Raw genomic sequence first — 24,576 nt, forward strand, 5'->3', positions numbered from 1 at the left:
ATTCATGTGCGGCTCACTGATCGGGCCGCGTCGATGACAGAGAGAACCATGACGACAGCCTATTACAGCACCGTGCTGAACCACCCCCTCGAAACCGTGTGGGCCCTGATCCGCGATTTCAACAACTACCCGGCCTATATCGACGGGGTCAGCGAGAGCATGATCGAGGACGACAGAGGCGGCGACGAGGTCGGCGCCGTCAGGCGCTTCTGCTATCTCGGCAGCTGGATCCGGCAGCGGTTGGCGGGCCATTCCGACCAGGCGCACTCGCTGACCTATGCCGGCATCGATCCGTTCTCGTTTCCGTCCGAATCGGAGTCCGACGTTCCAGCGCCGACACGCTATGAGGGAACGATGCACCTGCTGCCGGTCGTCGAGGGCGACCGAACCTTCATCGAATGGTCGGTCAAACTCGACACGGCACCGCAGGACGAGGACCGCTGGCGCGCCCTGTTCCAGTCCTGGATTCCGGACTGGACCCACTCGCTGGAAAGAACGCTGGACCGCAAGGCGGCTTGACGGCGCAAGCCGTCATTGCCGGTCTTCGTCCTCCTTCGGCCGCGCACCGCCGAAAATTCTGATGCCCTCGGGCGTCAGAAACGGCTTCAATTTTTCCCACGGCACGAAGGCCATGTACTCGCCTTCGGCATAGGAGCCGACCGCGTAAGGCGAATAGTGAAACGTGAGGCCGGAGCTCTTGCCTTGCTCGGTCGACGGCGCCAGCGAGACCGGCCCGATCTTGAGCAGTTTTGGCTCGATCGCCTCGATGGTGCTGGCATCGAGGCCTTCTGCGCCGCGCTTCTTCTTTTCCGCTTTGAGCGAAGCAATGACATCTTGCCGCATCGCCTTCATCGCCGGGCCGTTGTCGGCGGTCTCTGTGAAGAACGGACGGATGCTGATGCGCTTGCCGGCTGACTTGTCCCACAGGATCGTATCGGACGAAGAGTTGGGGTGTGCGCCGCCCGTATACTCGTAATCCGCTCTAACGATGCTGACATAGCGGCCATCGACCACCGAGCGCGTCTCGTACTTCCGTTCATACGACCACGGATTGCGGAACAGGTCCGGGTCCTGCTTGCGTTCCTTATCGGCATCGGCGCGGTTCTTCTCGGCCCATGCCTTGCCCTCGGCCAGGCAGTTCGCCGCCAGCATCGGATCGGCCTTGACCTGCGCGTCGAGGATGACGCTGGCCTCGACCCATTTGGTCTTGATGGAAAAGTCCGGCTTGGGTTCGGCGGCAAACGCCAGCGTCGCAGCGCACGCAATCGTGCCCGCCAAGCCGATGGTCCGGGTGAGTGTTAGCAATGCAAGACCGCGCAAGGAAAACCCTTTGGGAAGAAGCGGGCCTGCGGAGAGCTACTCCGCCGCCTCGCTGCTGTGGCCGAGCCGGGCGTTGAGCTTGCGGATCAGCTCTTCGGCGGCATCTGATATCACGGTGCCGGGCGGGAAGATCGCTTCGGCGCCGGCCGCATAGAGGGCCTCGTAATCCTGCGGCGGCACCACGCCGCCGATGATGATCATGATATCCTCGCGGCCGTGCTTCTTCAGCGCGGCCTTCAGCTCCGGCACTGCGGTGAGATGGGCGGCCGCCAGCGACGAGACGCCGAGGATGTGGACGTCGTTCTCCACCGCCTGCCGCGCCGCCTCGTCGGCGGTGGCGAACAGCGGCCCGATATCGACGTCGAAGCCGACATCGGCAAAGGCCGAGGCGATCACCTTCTGTCCGCGGTCATGGCCGTCCTGGCCGATCTTGGCGACGAGGATGCGGGGGCGGCGGCCTTCGGCGGTCTCGAACGCATCGATCAGTTCCTGCACCTTCTCGACCCGGTTGGACATGGCGGACGCCTCCCGCTTGTAGACGCCGGTGATGGATTTGATCTCGGCGCGGTGACGCCCGAACACCTTTTCCATCGCGTCCGAAATTTCGCCGACGGTTGCCTTGGCGCGCGCCGCATCAATTGCAAGCGCGAGCAGATTGCCGTTGCCTTCGCCGGCGCTGCGCGTCAGCGCGGCAAGCGCAGCATCGACTTCCTTCTGGTCGCGCTCGGAGCGCAGCCGCTTCAACTTGTCGATCTGCAAACGCCGCACCGTGGAGTTCTCCACCTTCAGCACGTCGATCGGCGCTTCGTTGGCCGGCTTGTATTTGTTGACGCCGATCACGGCCTGCTTGCCGGCATCGATCCGCGCCTGGGTCTTGGCGGAGGCTTCCTCGATGCGCAGTTTTGGCACGCCGGCCTCGATCGCCTTGGCCATGCCGCCGAGCGCCTCGACCTCCTGGATATGGCCCCAGGCCTTCTGCGCGAGATCGTGGGTCAGCCGTTCGACATAATAGGAGCCGCCCCAGGGATCGATGATGCGGTTGGTGCCGCTTTCCTGCTGCAGGAACAACTGCGTGTTGCGGGCGATGCGGGCCGAGAAATCCGTCGGCAGCGCCAGCGCCTCGTCGAGCGCGTTGGTGTGCAGCGACTGGGTGTGCCCTTGCGTCGCTGCCATCGCCTCGATCGTCGTGCGCATCACATTGTTGAAGACGTCCTGCGCGGTCAGCGACCAGCCGGAGGTCTGGCAATGCGTGCGCAGCGACAGCGAGCGCGGGTCCTTCGGATTGAACGGCTTGAGCAGCTTGGCCCACAGCAGCCGTGCGGCGCGCATCTTGGCGACTTCCATGAAGAAATTCATGCCGATCGCCCAGAAGAACGACAGCCGCGGCGCGAAGCGGTCGACATCGAGGCCGGCGGCGAGGCCGGCGCGTAAGTATTCGACGCCGTCGGCCAGCGTATAGGCGAGCTCGAGATCCTGCGTCGCGCCGGCTTCCTGCATGTGGTAGCCGGAAATGGAGATGGAATTGTACTTCGGCATCTTCTGCGAGGTGTACGCAAAGATGTCGGAGATGATCCGCATCGAGGGCGCGGGCGGATAGATATAGGTGTTGCGCACCATGAACTCTTTCAGAATGTCGTTCTGAATGGTGCCCGACAGTTTCTCCGGCGGAACGCCCTGTTCCTCGGCAGCCGCAACAAACAGCGCGAGGATCGGCAGCACCGCGCCGTTCATGGTCATCGACACGCTCATCTGGTCGAGCGGAATGCCCGCAAACAGCGTGCGCATGTCGTAGATGGAATCGATCGCAACGCCGGCCATGCCGACGTCGCCGGAGACGCGCGGATGATCTGAGTCGTAGCCGCGGTGGGTGGCGAGGTCGAAGGCGACCGACAGGCCTTTCTGGCCGGCGGCGAGGTTGCGGCGGTAGAACGCGTTGGAATCTTCCGCCGTGGAGAAGCCGGCATACTGCCGGATGGTCCAGGGCTGGTTGACATACATGGTCGGGTAGGGGCCGCGCAGATAGGGCGCGATGCCCGGCCAGGTCTCCAGGAAGTCGATGCCTTCGAGGTCGGCTTCGCTATAGGCGGCTTTCACCGGGATGCCCTCGGGCGTCAGCCACGGCCCGGCGCCGCCGGCGGAGGCTGCGGGCGTTACGGCTTCGAAGGCGATATCTGCGAAGTCAGGTATGCGGCTCATGGTACCCATCATAACACAAGTGAAGCCGGGGAAGCGGCACCCCTAATCGTGATCCGGATGCTGATGGCTTGTAATGGTCGCCATCTTCTCCGGCCCGTAATTCTGCATCGTGGTCTGGCTCGGCAAATTGGCGATGCCGACGACCCAGCCGAGGCGGGATTCGGTGCCATATTGCCGCGTCGGCACCACCCGGTCCGGGCGGTCGAACGTGCCGGTCATGATCTCGATCCGCGGGCCGCCGATCAGGCGGTAGGTCAGCGGCGTGCCGCAGGACGGGCAGAAATCGCGCTCGGCGATCGAAGAGGACTGGAACGTCGCGGGCTTGCCGCGGGTCCAGGTGAAATGCTCGTGCTCGATATCGGCAAGGGAAGCGAAGGGCGCGCCCGACGCCTTCTGGCACATCCGGCAATGGCAGATGCTGACCTTGGGCGGCACTTTCGACACCGCAAAGCGGACGGCGCCGCATTGGCAGCCGCCGGTCAGGACTGTCTTATGGTTGTTTTCCGTCATGCTTGCTCCATCCGCCGCCAGGCCTCCTGCAGCATCGCCAGCGCATCGCCGCCGGCAAAGATGAAATCACTAATGCCCGCCGCGCGCAGTGCCGCTTCCTGCTCACCGGGCCGCCCTGCCAGATAGATATGTTTGGCGCCAGCTGCTTGAAGGGCCTTTGCGGCCGCCGCGGCGTGTTCCGCATAGACCTTGTCGGACGAGCACAGGCAGGCGATTGCGGCGCCCGAGGCCTTGAACGCGTCGGCAATGACGGCAGGGTCGGTAAATCCTTGCGTGTCGAGCGCCTCGATGCCGCCGGTCTCGAAGAAACTCTTCGCAAACGTGGCGCGCGCGGTGAAATCGGCCGGCGTGCCGAGATTGGCGAGGAAGATTGTTGGCCGCGCGCCTGATGCCTTGAGCTTCGCATCCGACTTGTCACGCAGCGCCTCGAACGCCGCGGCGAGGCGGATCGGCGGCAGCGGGTCGAACTTGAATTTCGCCTCGCCATAGGGCGGCAGCACGATCGGCGCGGCGTCGAGCACCGCGATATCGTCTTCATGCAGGTTCGGGAATTCGCTAGCGCCGGTCAGCACGTCCCGGCGCCTGGCAATATTGGTCTCGCGTACAGCCCGCGTTGCTGCGACCTTTTTCTGAAGCAGGTTCTGCTGGAGCGCGGCAAAAACGCCGCCGGCCTTCTCGATCTCCTGAAACAGCGGCCAGGCGGCTTCGCAGAGCTGCCTCGTCAGCGTTTCGATGCCGCCGGAGCCGGCCGCCGGGTCCGAGACCTTGGCGAGGTTGGATTCTTCCAGCAGCACCAGTTGCGTGTTGCGCGCCACGCGGCGCGCGAATGGATCGGGCAGTCCCAGCGCCAGCGTATGCGGCAACACGGTGATGGCATTGGCGCCGCCAAGTCCGGCGGAGAAGGTCGCCATTGTCGCGCGCAACATGTTCACGTAAGCGTCGCGCTGCGTCAGCATGCGCCAGGCGGTATCGGCCGCGACGAACAGCGGCCTCGGCGTCAGCCCGCAGGCCTGCTCGATCCGCGCCCACAGCAGCCGCATCGCGCGGAATTTCGCCAGCGTCAGGAACTGGTCGGCATCCGCGCGGAGCCGCGCATAGATCATGCCCTGCGCGACTTCGAGCGCCACGCCAGCCCCTTCGATTGCGCGCAAGTAAGCGACGCCGCAGGCCAGCACGAACGCCAGCTCCTGGACCTCCGATCCGCCGGCATCGTGGATCACCCGTCCATCGGCGGCGGCGAGTGGACCCTTGAAGCCCATCGCGGCAAGGCCTTTCACCGCGCCGGTAATGGCCGGGACGATTTCGTCCCAGCTATAGGGACTTGAACCCCACACTGCGCCGGACCCGAGCGGGTCGAGGCCAAAGCGGATGTCGCAGGCGGCGGGATCGATGCCCTTGCCCTTGATGTATTCGGCGAGGTGAATGGCGGCCATCCGCGACTGCGGGCCGATCTGCAGCTCGATGCCGATCCCGGCGTCGAGATGGATACCGTCGAGAACCTGCGCGACCGCCTCCGCCGAAGGATCGAGCCCGAAACCATGGGCGCCATTGGCGCCGGCAAACACCAGCGTCAGCCCGGTCGCGCCGTTCTCCAGATCGTGCAGCGCCTGTGCGTTGGCCGCCTTTGCATCCGGATGATCGATCCGCTGCATGATCTGCCAGGGCGCCGCGGCGGCCCGGCCGGCGACCGGCGACGCGCCCTTGGCGCGGCGGTAGATCGGGTCGATTTTCAGGCCATCGGACGTCTTGCTGACCAGTTTTTCGAACGGTGCGCCCTTCAGCACGCCGTCGACCAGCTTGCGCCAGTCCTCATAGGTCGCCTGCGGAAACTCCGCGGCCAATGTCAGCTCGTCAATCCCAGTCATCCGGCTCATCAATCCCTGGTCGTCGCTTGATTTGGCCGGAAATTGCCATGCCGCAGCCGCCAAGCCAAACGGTTGTTTTTGGCCTTTTGGGCCTCAATTGAGGTCGGGCAGCCGCTGGATACCCTCGGTGGAAAGCTCGGCCAGCGCGTCCGCCACGCGGCGTTCCGCAATGACACGGTCGGGGGCTATTTCGGCCAGCGGCACCAGCACGAAAGCGCGCTCGAAGACCCTGGGATGCGGCAGGGTGAGCTCCGGCTTGTCGAGCCTGACATCGTCATAGGCGATCAGATCGAGATCGAGCGTGCGCGGCCCCCAGCGGGTCTCGTTCGCGCGGTCGCGGCCGAACTTCTTCTCGATCTTGTGCAGCGTGAACAGAAGCGCATGCGGATCGAGGCTGGTCTCGATCTCGATGCAGGCGTTGGTGAACGACGCCTGGTGTTCCTCGCCCCAGGGCGGCGTGGTGTAGTCGGAGGATCGCGCGATGAGGGCGGCCTGCGTCATGCCGCAAATATTGGCGACGGCCTTGCGGAATGTCGCGCGGACGTCGCCGACATTGCCGCCGAGCGCGATCAGCACGCTGGCCATCTCAGGGCGAGGGCCGCTTGCGCGTCAGCACCACGCCGACATCCTCGAAGATCGCGGCAATCGGCGCATGCGGCTTGTGGACGGTGACCTTGACCGCATTGATGCGCGGGAACGCGGCGAAGATCGCGTCCGAAACTGCGCCGGCCGCGCGTTCCAGAAGCTTGTAATTGGTGTCCTTGAATGCCGCCGTCGCGGTCGCGACCACGCTGGCGTAGGACACGGTGTCGGACAGCCTGTCGGTGTGCGCGGATTCCGACAGGTCGATGGAAAGTTCGAGGTCGATGACGAAACGCTGGCCGACCTCGCTCTCATGGTCCATGACGCCATGGCGGGCGTGGATGACGATGCCGGTGATGAAGATCGTATCGCTCATCCCTGTTCCCTGATTGCGGCAGCTACGCGCAGCGCCTGTACGGTTTCGGCAACATCATGCGCCCGGATGATCCGCGCGCCACTCTGCGCCGCCAGCAGATGGGCGGCAATCGAGCCGCCGAGGCGCTGATCCGGTTCTGACGGTGTGACCGTGCTAATGAAACGCTTGCGCGAGGCGCCGACCAGGAGCGGCAGTCCGAACGATTGCAATTCGCCGAGCCGTGCCAGCGCGGTCATGCTCTGCTCGGGCGTCTTGCCGAAGCCGATGCCGGGATCGAGCACGATCCTGTCGGATGAAATCTTGGCCTTCGCGGCGATGTCGAGCGAACGGGTGAAGAAATTCGCGATATCCTGCATGATGTCGATGGCGGGATCGGCGTGCTCGCGGTTGTGCATGATGATGATGGGCACGCCGCGCTCGGCGACGAGGCCGGCCATGCCGGAATCGCGCTGCAGGCCCCAGACATCGTTGGCGATGGAAGCGCCCTGATCGAGCGCCCAGGCAACGACGGCGGATTTCATGCTGTCGATCGACACGGGAATGCCGAGCGCCACCACGCCGGCCAGCACCGGCTCCAGGCGCTTCAATTCCTCTTCCGCCGAGACCGGTTCCGACCCATAGGGCCGGGTGGATTCCGCGCCGATGTCGATGATGTCGGCGCCATCCGCGATCATTCGCTGCGCCTGCGCCAGCGCGCGCTCGGGAGCCGCGAACTCCCCGCCGTCGGAGAATGAATCGGGCGTGACGTTCAGCACGCCCATCACCGCCGGATAGGGCCTCGACAACAGCGCAGGCAGCACCGGATGGCCGGCAGAACCGGTCGCGGCTTTCGATCTGGGCTTGGTTGCCATCATGCGGTCGCTTTGCGCGGTCCGCGGCGGGGAGTCAAGGCGGGAGAATAGCGGTGAAGCTGTCCCGAGGGGAAATCCTAATAGCTGATCTTGGGCGGAAGCCTTCGCGCCTGCTCGATCAGTAACTCCACCGATCTTTCGGAGGGCAGCACCCGAACGAGCTTACGTTTTATATTCACGTCTTTCATGTTCTGGGCGAGCCGCGCCGGATTGCGGTGGGCGAGTTCGCGCACCGTGGTGACGCCGGCCGCGCGCATCAGGCCCACCTTGGCCTTGCCCATGCCGGGAATGCGCATGTAGTCGGAAAAATTGGCCCATTCCAGCAGCTGCTGTTCGCTGATGCCGGTCTTTGCCGCAAGCGCCTTGCGTCCTTTCACCGTGCGGGCGGCTTCCAGCAGCGCGTCGGTGGTACGAATGCCCAACGATTTAAGTTTCGAGGCAGGGTAGGCGGTCAAGCCGTCGATCTCGGAAAGGGGATAAGTCATGATACCGGATGAAAAAGAATGTGCCCGCGTCGAATGTGCTCGCCAACCTTCGTGCTATGCGAACTGGCTGAGACCCGGCGTGCCCTTAATGATTTCGCCCATTTGATCCGCTCCGATTTTGTCGCGTCCGAACCTGAAAAGTTCACGCGCCACGTTCTGAATCTCGTTCATGCCGAGGCCAAGCGCCATCAGCCGCGTGCCGACCGCCATCAAGCCTCCACCCATCAGCCTCGACAGTCCGCCGCTGCTGCTCGAAGCTGCGATCGCAGCTTCCGCCCCGGGAATTTGGTCGATCAGGGCCTGAACCTTGTCTGAAGGGCCCTCGTTACGGAGAAATCCAAGAACAATACCGATGGTTTTTTCAGCGACAGCGCTATCGATGCCGGCCTTGAAGGCCAGCCGCCCAATCAGTTCGTCCATCTATTTGCCCCGTCCCCAACCGGTTATACCGGGTCGTCTCCTTGCAAGTTGATCTTGAGCGCCTGCGATCTGAATTACAAGGATTGGCGCCCGCCGATTCGATTTTGACTCTGCAAGTGTTGCAGCAATGCAAGAGTGAATGCCGGATTCACGCAGATTTATTGCGCTGCGTTCTCGATTTTTCGCCCAAGCTTGGAAAAAAGCATGAGAAGTGGGAACGACGAGGCGAGTGAACACTCACGTATTCGCCTCTGATTGTTTCAATCGGCGGCCAGGATGCGATATGATTGAGAACCAAATCTCCCCGATGCGCGCGAAGAGGCGATGCGATGGCGACCTCCGATAACAAGATGGCCGATACTGACGAGAAGATTTTCATCGGAAAGGGCGATGAGACGGCCTGGCTGACGCTCGCGCTCGCCAATCGGCATGGGCTTGTCACCGGCGCGACCGGCACCGGCAAAACCGTGTCGCTGCAGATCATGGCGGAGGGCTTTGCCCGCGCCGGTGTTCCCGTATTCGCGGCCGATATCAAGGGCGACCTGTCCGGAATTGCCGAAGTCGGCGAGGCCAAGGATTTCATCCTCAAGCGCGCCAAGGAAATGGGCCTCGATTTCCAACCCGACCAGTTTTCGACCGTGTTCTGGGACGTGTTCGGCGAGCAGGGCCATCCGGTGCGCGCCACGGTCACCGAGATGGGGCCGCTGCTGCTGTCGCGGATGCTCGATCTGAACGACGTGCAGGAAGGCGTCCTCAATGTCGCATTCCGTGTGGCAGATGAAAACGGCCTGACGTTGATCGACATGAAGGATCTGCGGTCGCTATTGGATGCGATTGCGCCGGCCGGCGGCAAAAAGGGGCCGGACGCCGAGTTCGATCCTTATGAAGAGATACGCAAGGCCGCGCAGAGCTACGGCAATGTCAGCAAGGCGACCATCGGAACCATTCAGCGTCAGCTTCTGGTGCTGGAAAACCAGGGCGGAACGAAATTCTTCGGTGAGCCGGCGCTGTTGCTGAAGGACTTCATGAAGGCCGACAGCGACGGCCGCGGGATGATCAATATCCTGGTCGCCGACAAGCTGATGCAGAGCCCTCGGCTCTATGCCACGTTCCTGCTGTGGATGCTGTCGGAATTGTTCGAAGAGTTGCCGGAAGCCGGCGACCTGGCGAAGCCGAAACTGGTGTTCTTCTTCGACGAGGCGCATCTGTTGTTCAACGACGCGCCGAAGGCGCTGCTCGACAAGATCGAGCAGGTGGTGCGTTTGATCCGTTCCAAGGGCGTCGGCGTCTATTTCGTCACCCAGAACCCGATCGACGTGCCGGACAAGGTGCTGGCCCAGCTCGGCAACCGCGTGCAGCACGCGCTGCGCGCCTTCACGCCGCGCGACCAGAAGGCGGTCAATGCGGCGGCGCAGACCTTCCGGCCCAACCCCAAGCTCGACACCGCGCGCGTCATCATGGAGCTCGGCAAGGGCGAGGCGCTGGTGTCGTTCCTCGAAGGCGGCGGCACGCCGACCATGGTCGAGCGCGTCATGATCCGCCCGCCGACGGCGCGGATCGGGCCGGTCACGCCGGAAGAGCGCAAGGCGATCATGAATAAGAGCCCGGTGAAGGGAAAGTACGACACCGCGGTCGATGCCGAATCCGCCTATGAGATGCTGCAGAAGCGCGTGGCTGGAACGGCGGCGCCTGCGAACGGCGAGGGCGGCGGAATCCTCGGGCAGATCGGTTCGATCGTCGGCACGATCTTCGGCACCAACGTCAAGCGCGGCCGCCTCTCGACAGGCCAGGTGATTGCGCGGGACGTGACGCGCTCGGTCACCAACAAGGTGGTCGGCGGCATCGTGGCCGATCTCGGCAAATCGGTCGGCGGATCGCTCGGCAGTTCGGTCGGGCGGGCGCTGGTGCGCGGCGCGCTCGGCGGATTGCTGCGGCGATAGAGCCACGATCTCCTCTTACGAATCCGGAAGCGAGTGTGCTGAGATATCCGTCGCTGCGAAGGCCGCTCGATATCCTGTTTCTGGTCTGCTGCATCGCGCTCACCGCCGATGTGCTGGTCCCGGAAATCTGGGGCAGCGGCAAGACCAAGGACTATCCGCTGTGGTTCTGGGCCGGGCAGCAGGTGCTGCAGGGCCAGAATCTCTATCCCGACAATCCCGCTTCCTATTTCGAATTCATCTATCCGCCGCTGTCGGCGGTGCTGCTGGCGATCCCGGCCTGGTTCGGCAAGATCCCGCTCTATCTGTGCCTGTCGTTCCTCAACATCGTTGCGTGGTGGATGACGGCGCAGTTCTCGCATGCGATGGCCGGATCGGGGCACAAGCCTGGGCCGTGGCTGGAAGCGCTGCCGGGTTTCATCACCGTCACCTTCGTGTTCGACATGTTCGATCTTGGCCAGCCGAACCTCGTGCTGCTGTCCCTGATGCTCTACGGCTTTTGGCTGCTGCGGGACCAGCGCGGCTGGATGGCCGGCTGCATGTTTGCACTCGCGACCGCCATCAAGGTGTTTCCGGTCGCGGTGTTGCCGTATCTGGTGTGGCGCAGGCAATGGGTGGCTTCCGCCAGCATGCTGATATTCATCGGTGTGTTCCTGTTCGTGCTGCCCGCGCCGTTTCGCGGTTTCCAGCACAATGTCAGCGAGTTGAAGACCTGGTACCAGGGCATGGTGGGATCGAGCTCCGAGAAGGGGTTCGGACAGCGCGACGAACAGAACTGGTCGTGGGTCAACCAGTCGATCATCGCGATGACGCATCGCCTGACGCGGCCGATCAACTACAACCAGGACAATCCCTCCAAGCCGGTGCGGACGATGAATATCGCCAGTGTCGACTTCAAGACGGCGAACCTGATCATGCTGGTGATCTCGCTGGCGATCGGGCTCGGATACATCGCGGTGATGCCGCCGGCATCGCGCCGGACCGAGCGGTCGGACGCCGAGGAACTCGGTATCCTCTTCTGCCTGATGACGGTCGCGTCACCGCTGGCCCGCCAGTATTATTTCCTGTGGCTGTTCTTTCCGATCACGGTGCTGCTCCACCGCGCTGCCAACGATCCGCGTCCCACCATCAGGACCGGCACATGGCTGCTGCTGGCGGGCGCGGGCGCGTTGCTAGGCCTGTCGCTTCCACTGTTTCCGATCGATTTGCAGGCCTATGGCAACAATCTTGCAGCCACCATCCTGCTCGCGGCCGGGCTGGTCTGGCACATGCGTCATCCGCCGGCGGATGCCGCCTTGCCTGATCCAGCGGGCAAGCTACAACTTGATGCCAATAACAAGGCTCACAGCCAGGGATGATCAGCCATGTCCAACGCAAAGATCCAGCCGGTCCTCGATCATATCGATGCCGATTTCGACAATAGCCTCGAGCGTCTGTTCGCGCTGTTGCGGATCAAGTCGATCTCGGCCGATCCGGCCTTCGCCGCGGATTGCAAGGCGGCGGCCGATCACCTGGCAAAGGACATCGCAACGCTCGGCTTCAAGGCCGAGGTGAGGCCGACGGCTGGGCATCCCGCAATCGTCGCCAAGATGAATGGCAGCACCGATGGGCGGCCGCACGTGCTGTTCTACGGGCACTATGATGTGCAGCCGGTCGATCCGCTCAATCTCTGGCATCGCCCGCCATTCGAGCCCGTCGTCGCCGACCACGCCGACGGCAGAAAAATCATCGTTGCGCGCGGCGCCGAGGACGACAAGGGGCAGTTGATGACCTTCATCGAGGCCTGCCGCGCCTGGAAGAAGGTCACGGGAACGCTGCCGGTCGATGTCACGATCCTGATCGAAGGCGAAGAAGAGGTCGGCTCGAAAAATTTCGTGCCGTTCATGGAAGCAATCAAGGACGAGCTGAAGGCCGATTTCGCGCTGGTCTGCGACACCGGCATGTGGGATCCGAACACGCCGGCCATCACCACCTCGCTGCGCGGCCTGGTGTATGACGAGGTCACCATCAAGGCCGCGAACCGCGACCTGCATTCCGGTGTGTTCGGCGGCGGCGCGCGCAACCCGATCCGCGTGCTGACCAACATCCTCGGCGGCCTGTTCGACGACAACGGACGCATTACCATTCCCGGCTTCTACGACGGCGTGAAGGATTTGCCGCCGGATATTCTGGCGCAGTGGAAGAACCTGAATCTGACGCCGGAGGCGTTCCTGAAGCCGATCGGTCTCTCGATCCCCGCCGGCGAAAAGGATCGCCTGCTGATCGAGCAGATCTCCTCACGGCCGACCTGCGATATCAACGGCATCGTCGGCGGCTATACCGGCGAGGGCTCGAAGACCGTGATCCCGGCGGAAGCTTCCGCAAAGGTGTCCTTCCGCCTGGTCGAGGGCCAGGACCCGCAGAAGATCAAGCAGGGCTTCCGCGACTATGTCACCGCGCGGCTGCCCGGCGACTGCAAGGCCGTGTTCACCGAGCACTCCAGCGGCGCGGCGATCGCGCTCGACTGGAACATGAAGCCGCTCGCAGCCGCCAAGCGCGCGCTGACCGAGGAATGGGGCAAGGAGGCGCTCTTGGTCGGCTCCGGCGCCTCGATCCCGATCGTCACCGATTTCAAGCGCACGCTCGGCCTCGACAGCCTGCTGGTCGGCTTCGGCCTCGACGACGACAACATCCATTCGCCGAACGAGAAGTACGACCTCAAGAGCTTCCACAAGGGCATCCGCTCCTGGGCCCGGATTTTGGCAGCGCTGGCGGAGGCGAAGTAAAAGGTGTGTAGTGCCGTAGGCTGGGTAGAGCGGAAGCGAAACCCATCAATTCCTCACGCGGGCAGCCGATGACCGCATACCGTCGCAATTTCATTCCCGGCGGCTGTTTCTTCTTCACGGTCAATCTTGCCGACCGACGGTCGCGGCTGCTGACGGAGCATGTCGACGTCCTCCGCTTTGCGTTTCGCGAGACTCGAGAACGTCATCCGTTCACGATCGACGCGATCGTCATACTGCCGGATCATCTACACGCGGTCTGGACCGTGCCTGAAGACAATCGGGATTTTGCTACGCGCTGGCGGCTGATCAAATCGACGTTCTCACGCAGCTTCGGTGTCGGCGAGCCTATTTCAGACAGCCGCGCCGCCAAGCGCGAGCGTGGCATCTGGCAGCGGCGTTATTGGGAGCATACGATTCGCGATGAGGACGATTTCGCGCGTCACATCGATTACGTCCATATCAATTCCGTAAAGCATGGATTGATGCGCTCAAATAAAAACGCCGCCCGGGATTGGGCGGCGTTTGGATTCCTGACGTGTAGAGGTATGTAGCCGACAGTTTAGCACATCGGCGCGGCGCGTCCACCGCAGTCTCACTCCACGGGATACGGGCCATCGCGAAAGACGCGGTCGTGATAGCCCTTGCTGCCGACCTCGCGCGCAAGTGGGCTGCTGATGTCTTCGCCGGCCTTGAGCCGCGCGACCAGCGCGCGGAAATCATGGCGCGGCTGCCAGCCGAGTTCGGCCCGCGCCCGCGCGTTGTCATAGACGCGGTCGACGCTGGGCGTCATCGTCCAGCCGCGCCGTGCAAATTCGGCCTCATAGTCCGGCACGTAACGGTGCACCACGCGCGGCGCGTTGCTGCGCAACTCCGCTCCGTCCTGGCGGGTGAACGGCGTGGTGGCGCTGATGATGTACTTTGCAAAACCGGCCGATGGCGCGTGCTCCGCAGCCAAGAGGTGGGCGCCGACCACATCCTCGATATCGACGCGCCGGTAGAGGAACTCGTTGGTCTTGATGTTGGCGTCAGCATAGGCCTCGCGGACCGCGCGGCTGTCGTCCTCTTCGGGAAAGAAACGCGAGGTGCGCAGCACGATGCTGCGAAGCGCATGGTTGCGCGCGAAGAGCTGGCACAGGTCTTCCGCCGCCGCCTTTGTGACGCCGTAGATATTCTTCGGCACGGCCGTGACGTCCTCGGTGATCCAGGCCGCCGGCGCACCCGGCGGCGGCACCAGCGCATCGCCGAAGACGCTCGTGGTGCTGGTGTAGACGAACGCCGAGACGCCCGCCGCGGCGGCTTCTTCCAGCAGATTGAGCGTGCCCGTGATGTTGACCTCGACAAAATCCTGCCGGCCATGCGTCGCCACATGCGGCTTGTGCAGCGTTGCCGCGTGCAGCACGGTGGTGACGTGCCGCATGCAGCGGCGCACGAAGGCGCGGTCGGCGATCGAGCCGATTTGGTGCGTGAAGCCGCCAGGCAGAATATCTATACCGATAGCCTCGCGCCGCTGCGCCTGCAGCGTCCGCATCAAGGCCTCGCCCAAATGGCCGGAACTGCCGGTCACCAGTATCGTCACGCCAGCAAGACCTTTCGCGCCAGCCCGGCTCAGCTCTTGTAGCTCGGATCGAGCCGATCGAGCTTGCGGAGCAGCGGCGGCCACACTAGCTGGGTTGAACGCCGTTCCGCGAAATCGGCATTGGCGAACAGCTGCTCGTTCTTGTCGATCACGGCCTGCTCGATCGGGTAGGCGGTCGGGCCCAGCATGCGGGTGCGCACCTGCATCGTGCAGGCCCGCTCGAGGTGATACATCCGCTCGAAGGCGGAGGCGACCGAACGGCCGACCGTCAACGTGCCGTGGTTGCGCAACAGCATGTGGTTCTTGTTGCCGAGATCCCGCTGCAGCCGCGGACGCTCGTCATGATCCAGCGCCACGCCCTCGTAATCGTGATAGGCGAGGTCGTGGGTGACGAATTGCGCGGTCTGGTTCATCGGCAGCAGGCCTTCCATGCAGCTCGCCACCGCGGTTCCGTCGGGCGTGTGCAGATGAAGCACGCAGCCGGCATCCTCGCGCACCTCGTGGATCGCCGAATGGATGGTGAAGCCGGCCGGATTGATGCTGTATTCGCTCTCGCTGAGCTGATTGCCGTGCAGATCGACCTTCACGAGGCTCGACGCCGTGATTTCCTCGAACATCAACCCATAGGGATTGATCAGGAAGTGATGATCGGGGCCGGGCACGCGCGCCGAGATGTGGGTGTCGACCAGATCGTCCCAACCGTACAGTGCGACGAGGCGATAGCAGGCGGCGAGATTGACGCGCTGGTTCCACTCGGCGTCCGTCATGCCGGATGGAATCTGCTTCAGGCGGGCTTCGGCTGGCGACATGGCGCGCTTCTCCCGTGGATGGCTGATCTGGAGGGCGAGCCTAATCCTGCACCGGACGGCCAGCAAGGCAGCCGCCGCGACTGGCAGTCATGCCTTTGCAGCGCTTACGGCGCCGGTATAGCCAGCAGCGTCGGGATGGGCCTGCCGCGGATGTCGTAGACGCGCGCGAACACGACATCGTCGCGCTTGATTTCGACCATCACGGGCGCGGTAAGGCCCTTGCAGTAGAATTCGCCCAGCGTCATTGCGAAATCGGCGGACTGGCTGTCCCAGCCGATCGTGAAGTCCGGGCCGAGCGCGACTTGCGCCGGTCGCTGCGGACCGCACACCGCAACCTTCCATTTGCGCCCCTGCGGCGCAAATTCCTGGCGCTCGATCAGTTCCTGGCGCAGCCCGTCGGACGCCTGCTTCAGCGCCAGCCCCCAATAGTCCAGCATGAAGTAATTGTCGGCCGCGCGCACCGTGCCGGCGATGTGGTTGAAGTGGGTGTACTCGTAGGGATGCAGGCGGATCATCTCGCTGAGCGGCAGCAGCAGGCCGAACGTGAACACCGCCAGCGCGGCAGGTTGCCAGCGGCGGTGATGATCCTTGAGCCAGTTCATGCCCCATGCGAAGGAAACGCCGGCGAGCACCGCCATCGGCGGGATGACGAACACGAAATGCCGGATGCCGTTGTAGAGCGCGGGCCGCTTCACCATGGCGATCACCAGCGGCAACGTCGCCGCCAGCGTCAGCATCAGGAGGATGGTCTTGCGGCGGGCCGTCACGTCGAGGCGTGACAGCGACGTGAAGCTTCCGACGATGCCGGCGACCAGCAGTCCAAGCAGCACCTCGGGAAGCTGCAGCGCGAACAGCGTCGGCAAATAGGACCACGGCATGTCCGGCACCGACACCAGCGCGCCGTCAAACATTTCCTTCCAGGGCTTTTCAAAGAAGTGCGAGAAATAGGTCAGCGCCTTGAAGGGGTGGTCCGCCTCCATGATCGACCACGGCCACACCAGACCCATGACCAGATACCCGAACGCGAGGCCGGGCAGCAGCACATACACGACATGGGCGAAGCGGCGGATCGCTTCGCGCGGGCCTTGCTTGCGCACCTCCTCGATCAGCAGCGGAACGAATCCGACGATGGCATAGACCAGCGCCAGCCCGCCCAAGATCCGGCAGCCGATCGAAAGACCGGCGCCGAGGCCGACGATCAGGACGGTTCGCGGCGAGGGCGCGGGATATTCCTCGGCAAGGCGCACCAGGCCCAGGATCAGGATCACCATCGAGACGGCAAACGGCGCGTCCTTCGGGTTCATGAACATGTGCCCGTAGAAGGTCGGACAGAGCGCGAGCAGCAGCAGGGTTGCCAGGCCGGCAAGCGGGCCGCCGACGCGGCGCGCCAGCCGCCAGGTCACGGCAAGGCCGATCAGGCCGACGACGGCGCCGAGCAGGCGGCGTGTTTCAAACAGTTCCAGTGGAATGATCTTGTGCAGCAGCGCCGCAGCCATGTCGAAGCCGCCGCCATACATATAAAGATTGGCGAACGACAGCGCGCCGGTGTCCTTGAAACCGGAACCGTACATGCGCAGCAGCAGGTCGGCATATTCGGCGTGCGTGTAATCGTCCCAGCCCAGCCCGTAGTCGCGGAAGGTCAGACCCGCAACGATAGCGACCACGGCGAGCAGCAAGATGGCAAGGTCGTCGCAGGTCCGCTCCACCGAGCGCCGCACGGGCGTGTCGAGGGCAGAAGTCGTGATGGAAGACATGGCGATCGGTAACCCAGCGTCCCTATGGCCCAGCGTGGCTATTGTTGAGCCTCATTCCCCGGGTACCCATATAGCGCAGTTCCCTTTCCAAGTAATTGGGAATTGTGGCGTAAATCCCTGATGCAATGCAACAAAAGGGCAGTAATTAGTAGCTGGTAAAACTACGGCCGGCGGGCTGAATGGCGCCTGAATGGAAATGACCTCGCCCACAGGGAATACGGATGACGCACCTACGGAACCCGAAGCACAAATGGCGGTTGGCGGGGCGCGCAATAAGACGGTATCGTGGCGCGGGCGGCTGGCGAGCCTTCGGGCGCGGCTGAGGGGTTGGTTCAATGATGTTTCTCATGTTGGTCGCAGGCGTCGGCCTCGTTCTGGCAGGCCTGCTGGCGACCGCATTCGGGATTTCGGTCCAGCTCAGTACCGGCAACACGATGATCCTTGCCGGCGTGATGGGCTTCTGCACCGGCGTGATCATGCTCGGGCTGTGGATGACGGTCCGCGAGCTGAAGAACATCGCGCGGCGGATCGGTTCCACGCTATCTGAAGCGCGCGACGAGGCCGCGATGGGGCCGGCGCTTGCGCCTGCCGCGGCGCGCGATTCCGCTGGCGTGGGCATGCCGGCCGCCGAACCGCCCGGTATGCCTGGGCCATTCCCGCCCGCGGCGCCGCCGCCATGGCAGAATGAGGCGGTTCTGCGTGATCATCCGATTCCGGAGCCAACGCACCCCGAACCCGCGCCATCGGCACCCAAGCCGAAGCGCAATCTGCTGTTTGCCTCAACGCGAAAGGAACGGGAGCGTGCCCAGACGCGCACCGGCGAGCCGCTGCCGCCGGACCCGTTGTCGTCGGACCTGCGTTCCAAGCCGCCCACCATACCGATGGTCGAGCCGGCCGAGCCGCCACCATCCTTCGACACTGCCTGGCCGCGGGGAGAACGCGCAAAGTCCAGCGAGCCGCCGCTGCCGCGGCGCGGCCGTGCGCCACCGCTCGCCGAACCAAATGGCGGACCGCCGCGCATCGAGGAGCAGCCGGGGGTGACGGTGCTGAAATCGGGCATCGTCGACGGCATGGCCTATTCGCTCTATTCCGACGGTTCGATCGAGGCGCAGATGCCCGAGGGAATGATGCGCTTCGCCTCGATCGATGAGTTGCGCGCGCACCTCGATCAGCGGGCGTAAGCCGGGCAATACTTGCCGCGAGACCGATCGTCGAAAATACAGCGCCGCCGTTCTTGTCAGTTTCCCGGCACTTCGTTCATATTCGCCAAGTCGTATCGGATTCCGCCGATGTATAGGCGCGGCCAAATACTGTCCGAACCGGGCGGCCGACAGATGCATTCGTTGATCCCAGAAGGTTGAGCCATGACCGATCCCGCCGGCAAAACGCCCGTCGAACTGACCGCCAATATCGTGTCGGCCTATCTCAGCAACAATCCGACCCAGGCCTCGGAAATCCCGAACCTGATCAGCCAGGTCCATGCGGCCTTGATGCGGGTGTCGAGCGGCCGGCCTGAGACGCCACTCGAACCGGCCAAGCCCGCCGTGTCGGTGAAGAAATCGATGACGCCGGAATATCTGGTCTGTCTGGAGGACGGCAAGCGCTTCAAGTCGCTGAAGCGCCATCTGCGCACGCAATACAATATGACGCCCGAGCAATACCGCGACAAATGGGGCCTGCCGCCGGACTATCCGATGGTGGCGCCGAATTACGCGGTGGCGCGCTCGCAGCTCGCCAAGAAGATGGGCCTCGGCCAGCAGGCGCGGAAACGGAAGTAGCTTCCGCCGCTGCCGCCTCTATGAGGCCGCGGCGAGCGCCTCGCGCGCGTCGTTGCGGATGCGCTCGACCATCGAACGCAGGCCGTTGGAGCGCTGCGGCGTCAGGTGCTCGCGAAATCCGAATTCGTCGAACACGGCGAGCGCATCGGTCGAAAGGATCTGCTGCGGCGTGCGGCCGGAATAGAGCGTGAGCAGGATTGCGATCAGGCCGCGGACGATGTGGGCATCGCTGTCGCCGAGATATTTCAGGTGCGGCTCGCCATTGCCGCTGCGGTCGATCTGCCTGGAAAGCCAGACCTGGCTGACGCAGCCATTGACCTTGTTCTCGGTGGAATGTTCGCCCTCCGGCATCGGCTCGAGCGTGCGGCCGAGCTCGATGACGTACCGGTAGCGGTCGTCCCATTCCTCCAGCAGCTCGAAATTTTCCCTGATTTCGTCGATCGTCATCGCAGCCCGCGTCCGTTCTCTCATGGCATATATAGGATGCGGATCCAACGAAAGCGACGGAAATGGAACCGGTTCCGCCGCCTTATTTCGCGGCCAGCGGCGTCCGCGGCAGGCGCCATTCGATCGCCATGTCGTCGTTCGTCAGCGCATCGGTGGGGGCTGCGGCCGTGACCACGGCCTCGGCATCGATCGAGCTGGTGTGGTCCGGCTTCTTGGCGGGAGCGCTCGGTTGGGCGCCGGGCTGGTCGGGCTTCTTGTCGGTGATGATCTTGTAGAGCTGGCGGGCGCCATCCTGCGCGCGTTGCCCGATAACTGTCGCGGCCTGGCCGCCGACCTCGCAGGCCTGTGGCTGGCGTTTGCAGAACTGGCTCATGTCGGAGACGGCGGCCGTCGCCGCCGACACCGCTTCGGATGCGTTGATCTGTGGCGCCTTGTCCGCCTCAGGCGTCTTTTCCCTGGGCAGCAGCACGAGCACCAGCCCGAGCCAGAATGCCATGCGAAGAAGAAAAGACATGTCGCGACCCCGGTCGTCTTTTGGTTGTGCCGCAGTTAAGGCGCAGCTTCGTTTCTGACTAACAGTCGTGGATAAAGCGTAAGTGTTTTCATTGAAGTAAATTCGGCGAAAACTTGCCGAAAATTGCAAAGATTCGATTCGGCGTAAATTTTCGATTGATGGTGCTCAATGCAGGGAAAGCAGCCGCACCGGCGCATCCACCATTTCGAAACCCTAGATTGGCCGCGCTTGGAAACCCGTCGTTCACCATGCGCGCCAAATCGAGGCCGTGCGGCGCGCGAAATCACTGCGCAATGACGGTGTCGGGCGCCAATCCGCCACGCCTTAGCGTTCGCTTAAGTTCGCTCTGACACGGTGGCGCCTAAGGATAATGGGGGCGTTCCGGCGCGTCTGTCTGACGAATGAGCCGAAGCGCGAGAGCCGTGACTGTTTTGAGTATCATCCGCGATTGTCTCGATGCATTGCTGCATCCCTCCGCACGATATGATGCGCTGACGCGTGCGCGTCATCGCGCATTCATGGCGCCGCGGCTGCTCGGCAGCCTGGTGGCGCTTGCCGCTTTTCCGGTCTATCTGGCGATGCGCGGGGCGCCCACGGCGATCGAGGTCGCGGCGTTCGCCTGGCTGATCGCACCCATTCTGTTGTCGTGGTTCCTGTCGCGCACCGGCCACTATGCGGGTGCGCATATCCTGTCCGCGCTGGCGCTGGCGGGCCTTGTCATGATGGTCGCCGTGACCACCGGCGGCATCGAATCATTCGCTGCAGTCTGGCTCATCGTCGTTCCGCTGGAATCGGCGCTGTCGGCTTCGCGCCGCGTCGTCGCATTCGCTTCCGCGCTGGCGCTGTTGTGCGCCGCCTCGCTGATCGCGCTCGGACATTTCCATCTCCTGCCCGAGGCGGAGCCGAACGCCGCCTTGCGCGGCGTCCTGATGGGGGCGGGCGTTGCTTCGGCAACGCTCTATGCCGCCGGGCTGGCCGTCAGCGCTGAATCGCTGGCGCGCACTTCCGTCGCCATGCTCAGTCTGGAAGAAGACCGTTACCGGCTGCTCGCGCGCAACATGAGCGACGTGATTTCGCGTCACAACCGCAATGGCGCCGTGGAATTCATTTCGCCGGCGGCGGAAGCCATGCTCGGCACGCCGTGCGCCCGGCTCACCGGCCACGGCCTGTTCGATCGCGTCCATGTCGCCGATCGCCCGGCCTATCTCACGGCGCTGTCGGATGCCGCGCGCGGCAGTGAGCAGCGCAGCGTCGAATTCCGCCTGCGCCGCGATGCGACGCGCGGTCAGAACACATCCGCCGATTTCATCTGGGTCGAGATGCGTTGCCGGACGCTCGACCAGGTTTCGCCGGAATCCGAGGTCGTTGCCGTGATGCGCGACATCACCGACAGAAAGCTCCAGGAGCAGGCGCTCGAACTGGCGCGCACCGCCGCCGAGCAGGCCGATGCCTCCAAGACGCGATTCCTCGCCACCATGAGCCATGAACTGCGCACGCCGCTGAACGCCATCATCGGTTTCTCCGAGATGATCGTGCATGAAGAGGCGATGATGCTCGACGCCGCGCGCCGCAGGGAATACGCGCAATTGATCAACGATTCAGGCCAGCATCTGTTGTCGGTGGTCAACGGCATCCTCGACATGTCGAAGATGGAAACCGGCAATTTCGAAATTTCGCCGGAGCCGTTCGCGCCGCGCGCCGCGCTGCTGCATTGCTGCAATCTCTTGGCGCTGAAGGCGCGCGACAACGGCGTCGACCTGGTCACCCGCGCCGCCGAGGATTTGCCGGTGATGAACGGCGATCCGCGCGCGTTCAAGCAGATCGCGCTCAACCTGATCACCAACGCGATCAAGTTCACCGAGCGCGGCGGTAGCGTGACGGTTTCCGCCGCGACCGAAGGGACGCGGCTGATGCTGGTTGTCACCGATACCGGGGTCGGTATTGCCGCCGAGGATCTCGCGCGGATCGGCGATCCGTTCTTCCAGGCCGGGAAGACTTATCAGCGCAAGCACGAAGGCACCGGCCTTGGCCTGTCGATCGTGAAGGGCCTGGTCGCATTGCACGACGGCGAGATGAACGTGCAGAGCACGGTCGGCGAGGGAACCACGGTGACGGTCGCTTTGCCGCTTGACTTTGTGCCGCTGCTGTCGCCTTCAAATAACGTCGCGACGCTGGTGCCGGCGCAGCGACCGGAATCACAGGATCAAGCTCAGGTGAAGAAGAGTGCCTAGGCGTATCGACGACGACGATGAGGAGATGCCGCGCCGCCGCCGTCGCAGCGCGAAGGCCGCTGCGGTCGCGGTGGAGCAACAGCGCGGTCTTCTGATGCGCATGTTCCTGCACAGTCCGAAGGACATGGTCGCGGGCCTGCTCGCCGCCGCCGCGATCTGCGCCATCGTCGCCAACGCGTTGTTCCTGCAGGCCGGCCGCCATCCGTCGCCGATGTTCGGCTCGGTCGTCACGCTGCCGGTGCCGCAAACCGCCGTCACCAACCCGCTGCCGCGGCCGCGCCCGATTGAATTGACCCGGTCGGCCGACACCGATCCGCCGGAAATCAGGCCGGTCGAGGCGAGGGGCGCCGATCCGAAGCAGGTCGAGATCAAGGGCGATCCGAAGAGCGCCGATCCCAAAAATGCCGATCCCATGGCCAATCTGGTGGTCAAGTCGACCAACGCGACCACCACGGCGCCCGCCAATGGCGTGCGTCCGCCGGCACCGATTCCGGGGAATGCGCAGAGCACGGGCGCGAAGCGCGTGGCGGCGGTGCAGCGTGCGCTGACGCAATACGGCTACGGTCAGTTGAAGCCGACCGGCGCGGTCGGTTCGGACACGCAGGCCGCGATTGCGAAATTCGAGCGCGACCGCAAGCTTCCGGTGACCGGCCAGATGTCCGATCGCCTGGTCAAGGAGCTCACGGCGATGATCGGGCACCCGATCGACTAGCTTCGGCCCGGTCGCTGGCCTATCGTCCGAAACATGCGATTGAAATCATCCATCTGGGTGGCTGCTTACCTGCGCCGCTGCCAGACCGAGGGAATCTTTGGCGCCGTGCGCAAGCGCGGGGCGGAGGAGGCGGGCGCGGTGTTCGTCAAGGTGGCGTTGCTCGACGGCAACGCCATGCTGTACGCCCCCGCGCCGCAGACCGTCTATGACGAAAGCCGCCCAGCCGAGCGGCTGTTCGCGGCGGCTTCGCCGGCGCCGGTGCCGGAACAGTCGGTCGAGGAGCGCCTCGCCAAGGAAATCCGTTTCGATCCCGACGCGTGGATCGTCGAGACCGAGGACCGGGCAGGGCGCCACTTGCTGGATCTGGCGAAAGCCTGACCAAAGCGTTTTCGAGCGAGGTGGGCACCGGCTCGCGTGAAGAAAACGCGTCAGACAGAATAGCGGCGCTAGCGCTTGGAGCCGTCGGTACCGGTGCGCACGGCCGGCGCCGTGCCCGGCTGCACTGCGGGCCGTGCCTGCAAATTCGTCGCACGGGCGCGGTGGCGTTCGTCGTCGTACAGCGCGGCGCGGTATTTGGCGCGGGTCACCGCCATGGTCGAGCCGCGCCAGGCCGCCAGCATCACCAGCGCAGAGCGTTCGCTCAGGCGGTCGTAGAGCCGCGACAGGCGGTAGACGTTGTGCACGGATGAGCCGAATTCCGGATTGAGGAACAGCAGCACGCGCTGGAAGATCGCGCTCGACATATCCAGCGCCTTCATCGCGCAGGCCAGCGGCTCGCCGCCGGGATCGCCCACGACCTGTGCCGCGATCCGCTGCGGCAGGATCAGGGCCTCGCCGAGCTCGAGCGTGAAATTCTCGGTGTCCTCGGCGAAAGCGGCCATTTCCAGAATATGGAGCGCGCGCGCGGCGCGGGCGGCAGGAATGCGCGGCGAGGCCTTCAGCGGCGTATCGGCCAGATTGTGCAGGATCAGCGCGCGTTCGCTGGCGCTGCCGGCGAAGAACATGTCGCTGATTTCGGCGGCATCGTTCGGCCGCATCGAAAGGCTGGACGCCATCCGCAGCTCCGCCTCGGTCGGCGCCTTCGCCGCCGGCGGCGTGGCCGCGGCAGTGGCAATTTCGGCGGCGAGCGGCAGGGGCTCGCCGGGCTGCGGACGCCGCAGCCCGAGCTTGACCATGATCTCGGCCGGCGTCGCCGGATAGATCGCAAGCCGCGCCCGCACCGCGGCGCGGGTGGCGTCGTCGACCTGCTCGATCAGGCGGGACGTCAGTTCGACGAAGTGCCGTTCCTCGTCCGCCGAATGGGCGCTGGTCTGGACGTAAAGGTCAGTCAGCACGCGCAGCAAGGTCGGCCTGATGTCGACGCCCTCGCGGCGCGAGAGCGTCATCAGCCCGTCGAAACCTGGAAACAATGGCGCTGCAGTCATGTCAGGGATACGCGACTTCGATCA

25 protein-coding genes are annotated in these 24,576 nt (G+C 64.1%); 10 read left to right on the forward strand and 15 right to left on the reverse strand.

Annotated elements, in window-relative coordinates; genetic code table 11:
• Positions 1–48: 48 nt before the first annotated feature.
• Positions 49–519, forward strand: a complete 471-nt coding sequence (locus tag RX331_RS11810) for an SRPBCC family protein (protein WP_317256732.1) — start codon at positions 49–51, stop codon at positions 517–519.
• 12 nt (positions 520–531) lie between these two features.
• On the opposite strand, the gene RX331_RS11815 is transcribed toward RX331_RS11810, so the two are convergent.
• The 9 genes from RX331_RS11815 to RX331_RS11855 all read right to left on the reverse strand — a co-directional run bounded on the left by RX331_RS11815 (position 532) and on the right by RX331_RS11855 (position 8,605).
• Positions 532–1,284, reverse strand: coding sequence for a PdaC/SigV domain-containing protein (locus RX331_RS11815; RefSeq protein ID WP_410708268.1), 753 nt, complete (start codon positions 1,282–1,284; stop codon positions 532–534).
• A gap of 72 nt (positions 1,285–1,356) precedes the next feature.
• Positions 1,357–3,516 carry a methylmalonyl-CoA mutase gene (gene scpA / locus RX331_RS11820; RefSeq protein ID WP_317256734.1) on the reverse strand — a complete coding sequence of 720 codons (2,160 nt, stop codon included), beginning with the start codon at positions 3,514–3,516 and terminating at the stop codon, positions 1,357–1,359.
• Positions 3,517–3,558: 42 nt separating this feature from the next.
• Positions 3,559–4,026: a GFA family protein gene (locus RX331_RS11825; protein WP_317256735.1), complete on the reverse strand. Its 468-nt coding sequence runs from the start codon at positions 4,024–4,026 to the stop codon at positions 3,559–3,561.
• On the reverse strand, positions 4,023–5,900 hold the full coding sequence (locus RX331_RS11830) for a methylmalonyl-CoA mutase family protein (protein WP_410708185.1): 1,878 nt from the start codon (positions 5,898–5,900) through the stop codon (positions 4,023–4,025). The genes RX331_RS11825 and RX331_RS11830 overlap by 4 nt, the downstream gene beginning before the upstream one ends.
• 84 nt (positions 5,901–5,984) lie before the next feature.
• A complete protein-coding gene (gene folK / locus RX331_RS11835; RefSeq protein WP_317256737.1) occupies positions 5,985–6,476 on the reverse strand; it encodes a 2-amino-4-hydroxy-6-hydroxymethyldihydropteridine diphosphokinase in 492 nt (163 codons plus the stop codon).
• Between the two features lies 1 nt (position 6,477).
• Complete coding sequence (folB, locus tag RX331_RS11840; protein ID WP_317256738.1) at positions 6,478–6,849, reverse strand: dihydroneopterin aldolase; 372 nt, start codon at positions 6,847–6,849, stop codon at positions 6,478–6,480.
• Complete coding sequence (gene folP / locus RX331_RS11845; RefSeq protein ID WP_317256739.1) at positions 6,846–7,703, reverse strand: dihydropteroate synthase; 858 nt, start codon at positions 7,701–7,703, stop codon at positions 6,846–6,848. The genes folB and folP overlap by 4 nt, the downstream gene beginning before the upstream one ends.
• Before the next feature lie 74 nt (positions 7,704–7,777).
• Positions 7,778–8,185 carry a DUF4332 domain-containing protein gene (locus RX331_RS11850; RefSeq protein WP_317256740.1) on the reverse strand — a complete coding sequence of 136 codons (408 nt, stop codon included), beginning with the start codon at positions 8,183–8,185 and terminating at the stop codon, positions 7,778–7,780.
• A gap of 54 nt (positions 8,186–8,239) precedes the next feature.
• On the reverse strand, positions 8,240–8,605 hold the full coding sequence (locus RX331_RS11855; protein WP_317256741.1) for a DUF2267 domain-containing protein: 366 nt from the start codon (positions 8,603–8,605) through the stop codon (positions 8,240–8,242).
• 329 nt (positions 8,606–8,934) lie between these two features.
• Between RX331_RS11855 and RX331_RS11860 the strand changes: the two genes are divergently transcribed.
• The 4 genes from RX331_RS11860 (at position 8,935) to RX331_RS11875 (ending at position 13,858) form a co-directional block, all read left to right on the forward strand.
• A complete protein-coding gene (locus RX331_RS11860; RefSeq protein WP_317256742.1) occupies positions 8,935–10,545 on the forward strand; it encodes a helicase HerA-like domain-containing protein in 1,611 nt (536 codons plus the stop codon).
• Between the two features lie 35 nt (positions 10,546–10,580).
• Positions 10,581–11,900, forward strand: coding sequence for a glycosyltransferase family 87 protein (locus tag RX331_RS11865; protein ID WP_317256743.1), 1,320 nt, complete (start codon positions 10,581–10,583; stop codon positions 11,898–11,900).
• Between the two features lie 6 nt (positions 11,901–11,906).
• The gene (locus RX331_RS11870; protein ID WP_317256744.1) at positions 11,907–13,307 is read left to right on the forward strand and encodes a M20/M25/M40 family metallo-hydrolase; all 1,401 of its coding nucleotides are present in this window, start codon (positions 11,907–11,909) and stop codon (positions 13,305–13,307) included.
• Between the two features lie 68 nt (positions 13,308–13,375).
• Positions 13,376–13,858, forward strand: a complete 483-nt coding sequence (locus RX331_RS11875) for an REP-associated tyrosine transposase (RefSeq protein WP_317256745.1) — start codon at positions 13,376–13,378, stop codon at positions 13,856–13,858.
• A gap of 41 nt (positions 13,859–13,899) precedes the next feature.
• Here RX331_RS11875 and RX331_RS11880 read toward each other — a convergent pair whose 3' ends face one another.
• From RX331_RS11880 to RX331_RS11890, 3 genes are all read right to left on the reverse strand, one after another.
• Positions 13,900–14,883, reverse strand: a complete 984-nt coding sequence (locus RX331_RS11880) for an NAD(P)-dependent oxidoreductase (RefSeq protein WP_317256746.1) — start codon at positions 14,881–14,883, stop codon at positions 13,900–13,902.
• Between the two features lie 29 nt (positions 14,884–14,912).
• The gene (locus RX331_RS11885; RefSeq protein WP_317256747.1) at positions 14,913–15,692 is read right to left on the reverse strand and encodes a class II aldolase/adducin family protein; all 780 of its coding nucleotides are present in this window, start codon (positions 15,690–15,692) and stop codon (positions 14,913–14,915) included.
• 104 nt (positions 15,693–15,796) lie between these two features.
• Positions 15,797–17,446 (reverse strand): glycosyltransferase family 39 protein, encoded by a 1,650-nt coding sequence (locus RX331_RS11890; protein WP_317256748.1) that lies wholly within the window; start codon positions 17,444–17,446, stop codon positions 15,797–15,799.
• A gap of 335 nt (positions 17,447–17,781) precedes the next feature.
• Between RX331_RS11890 and RX331_RS11895 the strand changes: the two genes are divergently transcribed.
• Both RX331_RS11895 and RX331_RS11900 read left to right on the forward strand, forming a co-directional pair.
• The gene (locus RX331_RS11895; protein WP_317256749.1) at positions 17,782–18,627 is read left to right on the forward strand and encodes a DUF308 domain-containing protein; all 846 of its coding nucleotides are present in this window, start codon (positions 17,782–17,784) and stop codon (positions 18,625–18,627) included.
• Positions 18,628–18,810: 183 nt separating this feature from the next.
• A complete protein-coding gene (locus RX331_RS11900) occupies positions 18,811–19,224 on the forward strand; it encodes a MucR family transcriptional regulator (protein ID WP_065728006.1) in 414 nt (137 codons plus the stop codon).
• Between the two features lie 18 nt (positions 19,225–19,242).
• On the opposite strand, the gene RX331_RS11905 is transcribed toward RX331_RS11900, so the two are convergent.
• Positions 19,243–19,671: a SufE family protein gene (locus RX331_RS11905; RefSeq protein WP_317256750.1), complete on the reverse strand. Its 429-nt coding sequence runs from the start codon at positions 19,669–19,671 to the stop codon at positions 19,243–19,245.
• Between the two features lie 82 nt (positions 19,672–19,753).
• Positions 19,754–20,185 (reverse strand): DUF5330 domain-containing protein, encoded by a 432-nt coding sequence (locus tag RX331_RS11910; protein WP_317256751.1) that lies wholly within the window; start codon positions 20,183–20,185, stop codon positions 19,754–19,756.
• 401 nt (positions 20,186–20,586) lie between these two features.
• Between RX331_RS11910 and RX331_RS11915 the strand changes: the two genes are divergently transcribed.
• Genes RX331_RS11915 through RX331_RS11925 form a run of 3 tightly spaced genes read left to right on the forward strand, consistent with a single transcriptional unit; the run spans position 20,587 to position 23,506 of the window.
• Positions 20,587–22,416, forward strand: coding sequence for a PAS domain-containing sensor histidine kinase (locus RX331_RS11915; protein ID WP_317256752.1), 1,830 nt, complete (start codon positions 20,587–20,589; stop codon positions 22,414–22,416).
• Entirely contained in the window at positions 22,409–23,128 is a 720-nt protein-coding gene (locus tag RX331_RS11920; RefSeq protein WP_317256753.1) for a peptidoglycan-binding domain-containing protein, read from the forward strand. The genes RX331_RS11915 and RX331_RS11920 overlap by 8 nt, the downstream gene beginning before the upstream one ends.
• 33 nt (positions 23,129–23,161) lie before the next feature.
• Positions 23,162–23,506 (forward strand): DUF1491 family protein, encoded by a 345-nt coding sequence (locus RX331_RS11925; RefSeq protein WP_317256754.1) that lies wholly within the window; start codon positions 23,162–23,164, stop codon positions 23,504–23,506.
• A gap of 68 nt (positions 23,507–23,574) precedes the next feature.
• Here RX331_RS11925 and RX331_RS11930 read toward each other — a convergent pair whose 3' ends face one another.
• Positions 23,575–24,552, reverse strand: coding sequence for a DUF2336 domain-containing protein (locus RX331_RS11930; RefSeq protein ID WP_317256755.1), 978 nt, complete (start codon positions 24,550–24,552; stop codon positions 23,575–23,577).
• Positions 24,553–24,576 lie beyond the last annotated feature (24 nt).

Source organism: Bradyrhizobium sp. BWA-3-5 (assembly GCF_032917985.1).
GTDB lineage: Bacteria > Pseudomonadota > Alphaproteobacteria > Rhizobiales > Xanthobacteraceae > Bradyrhizobium.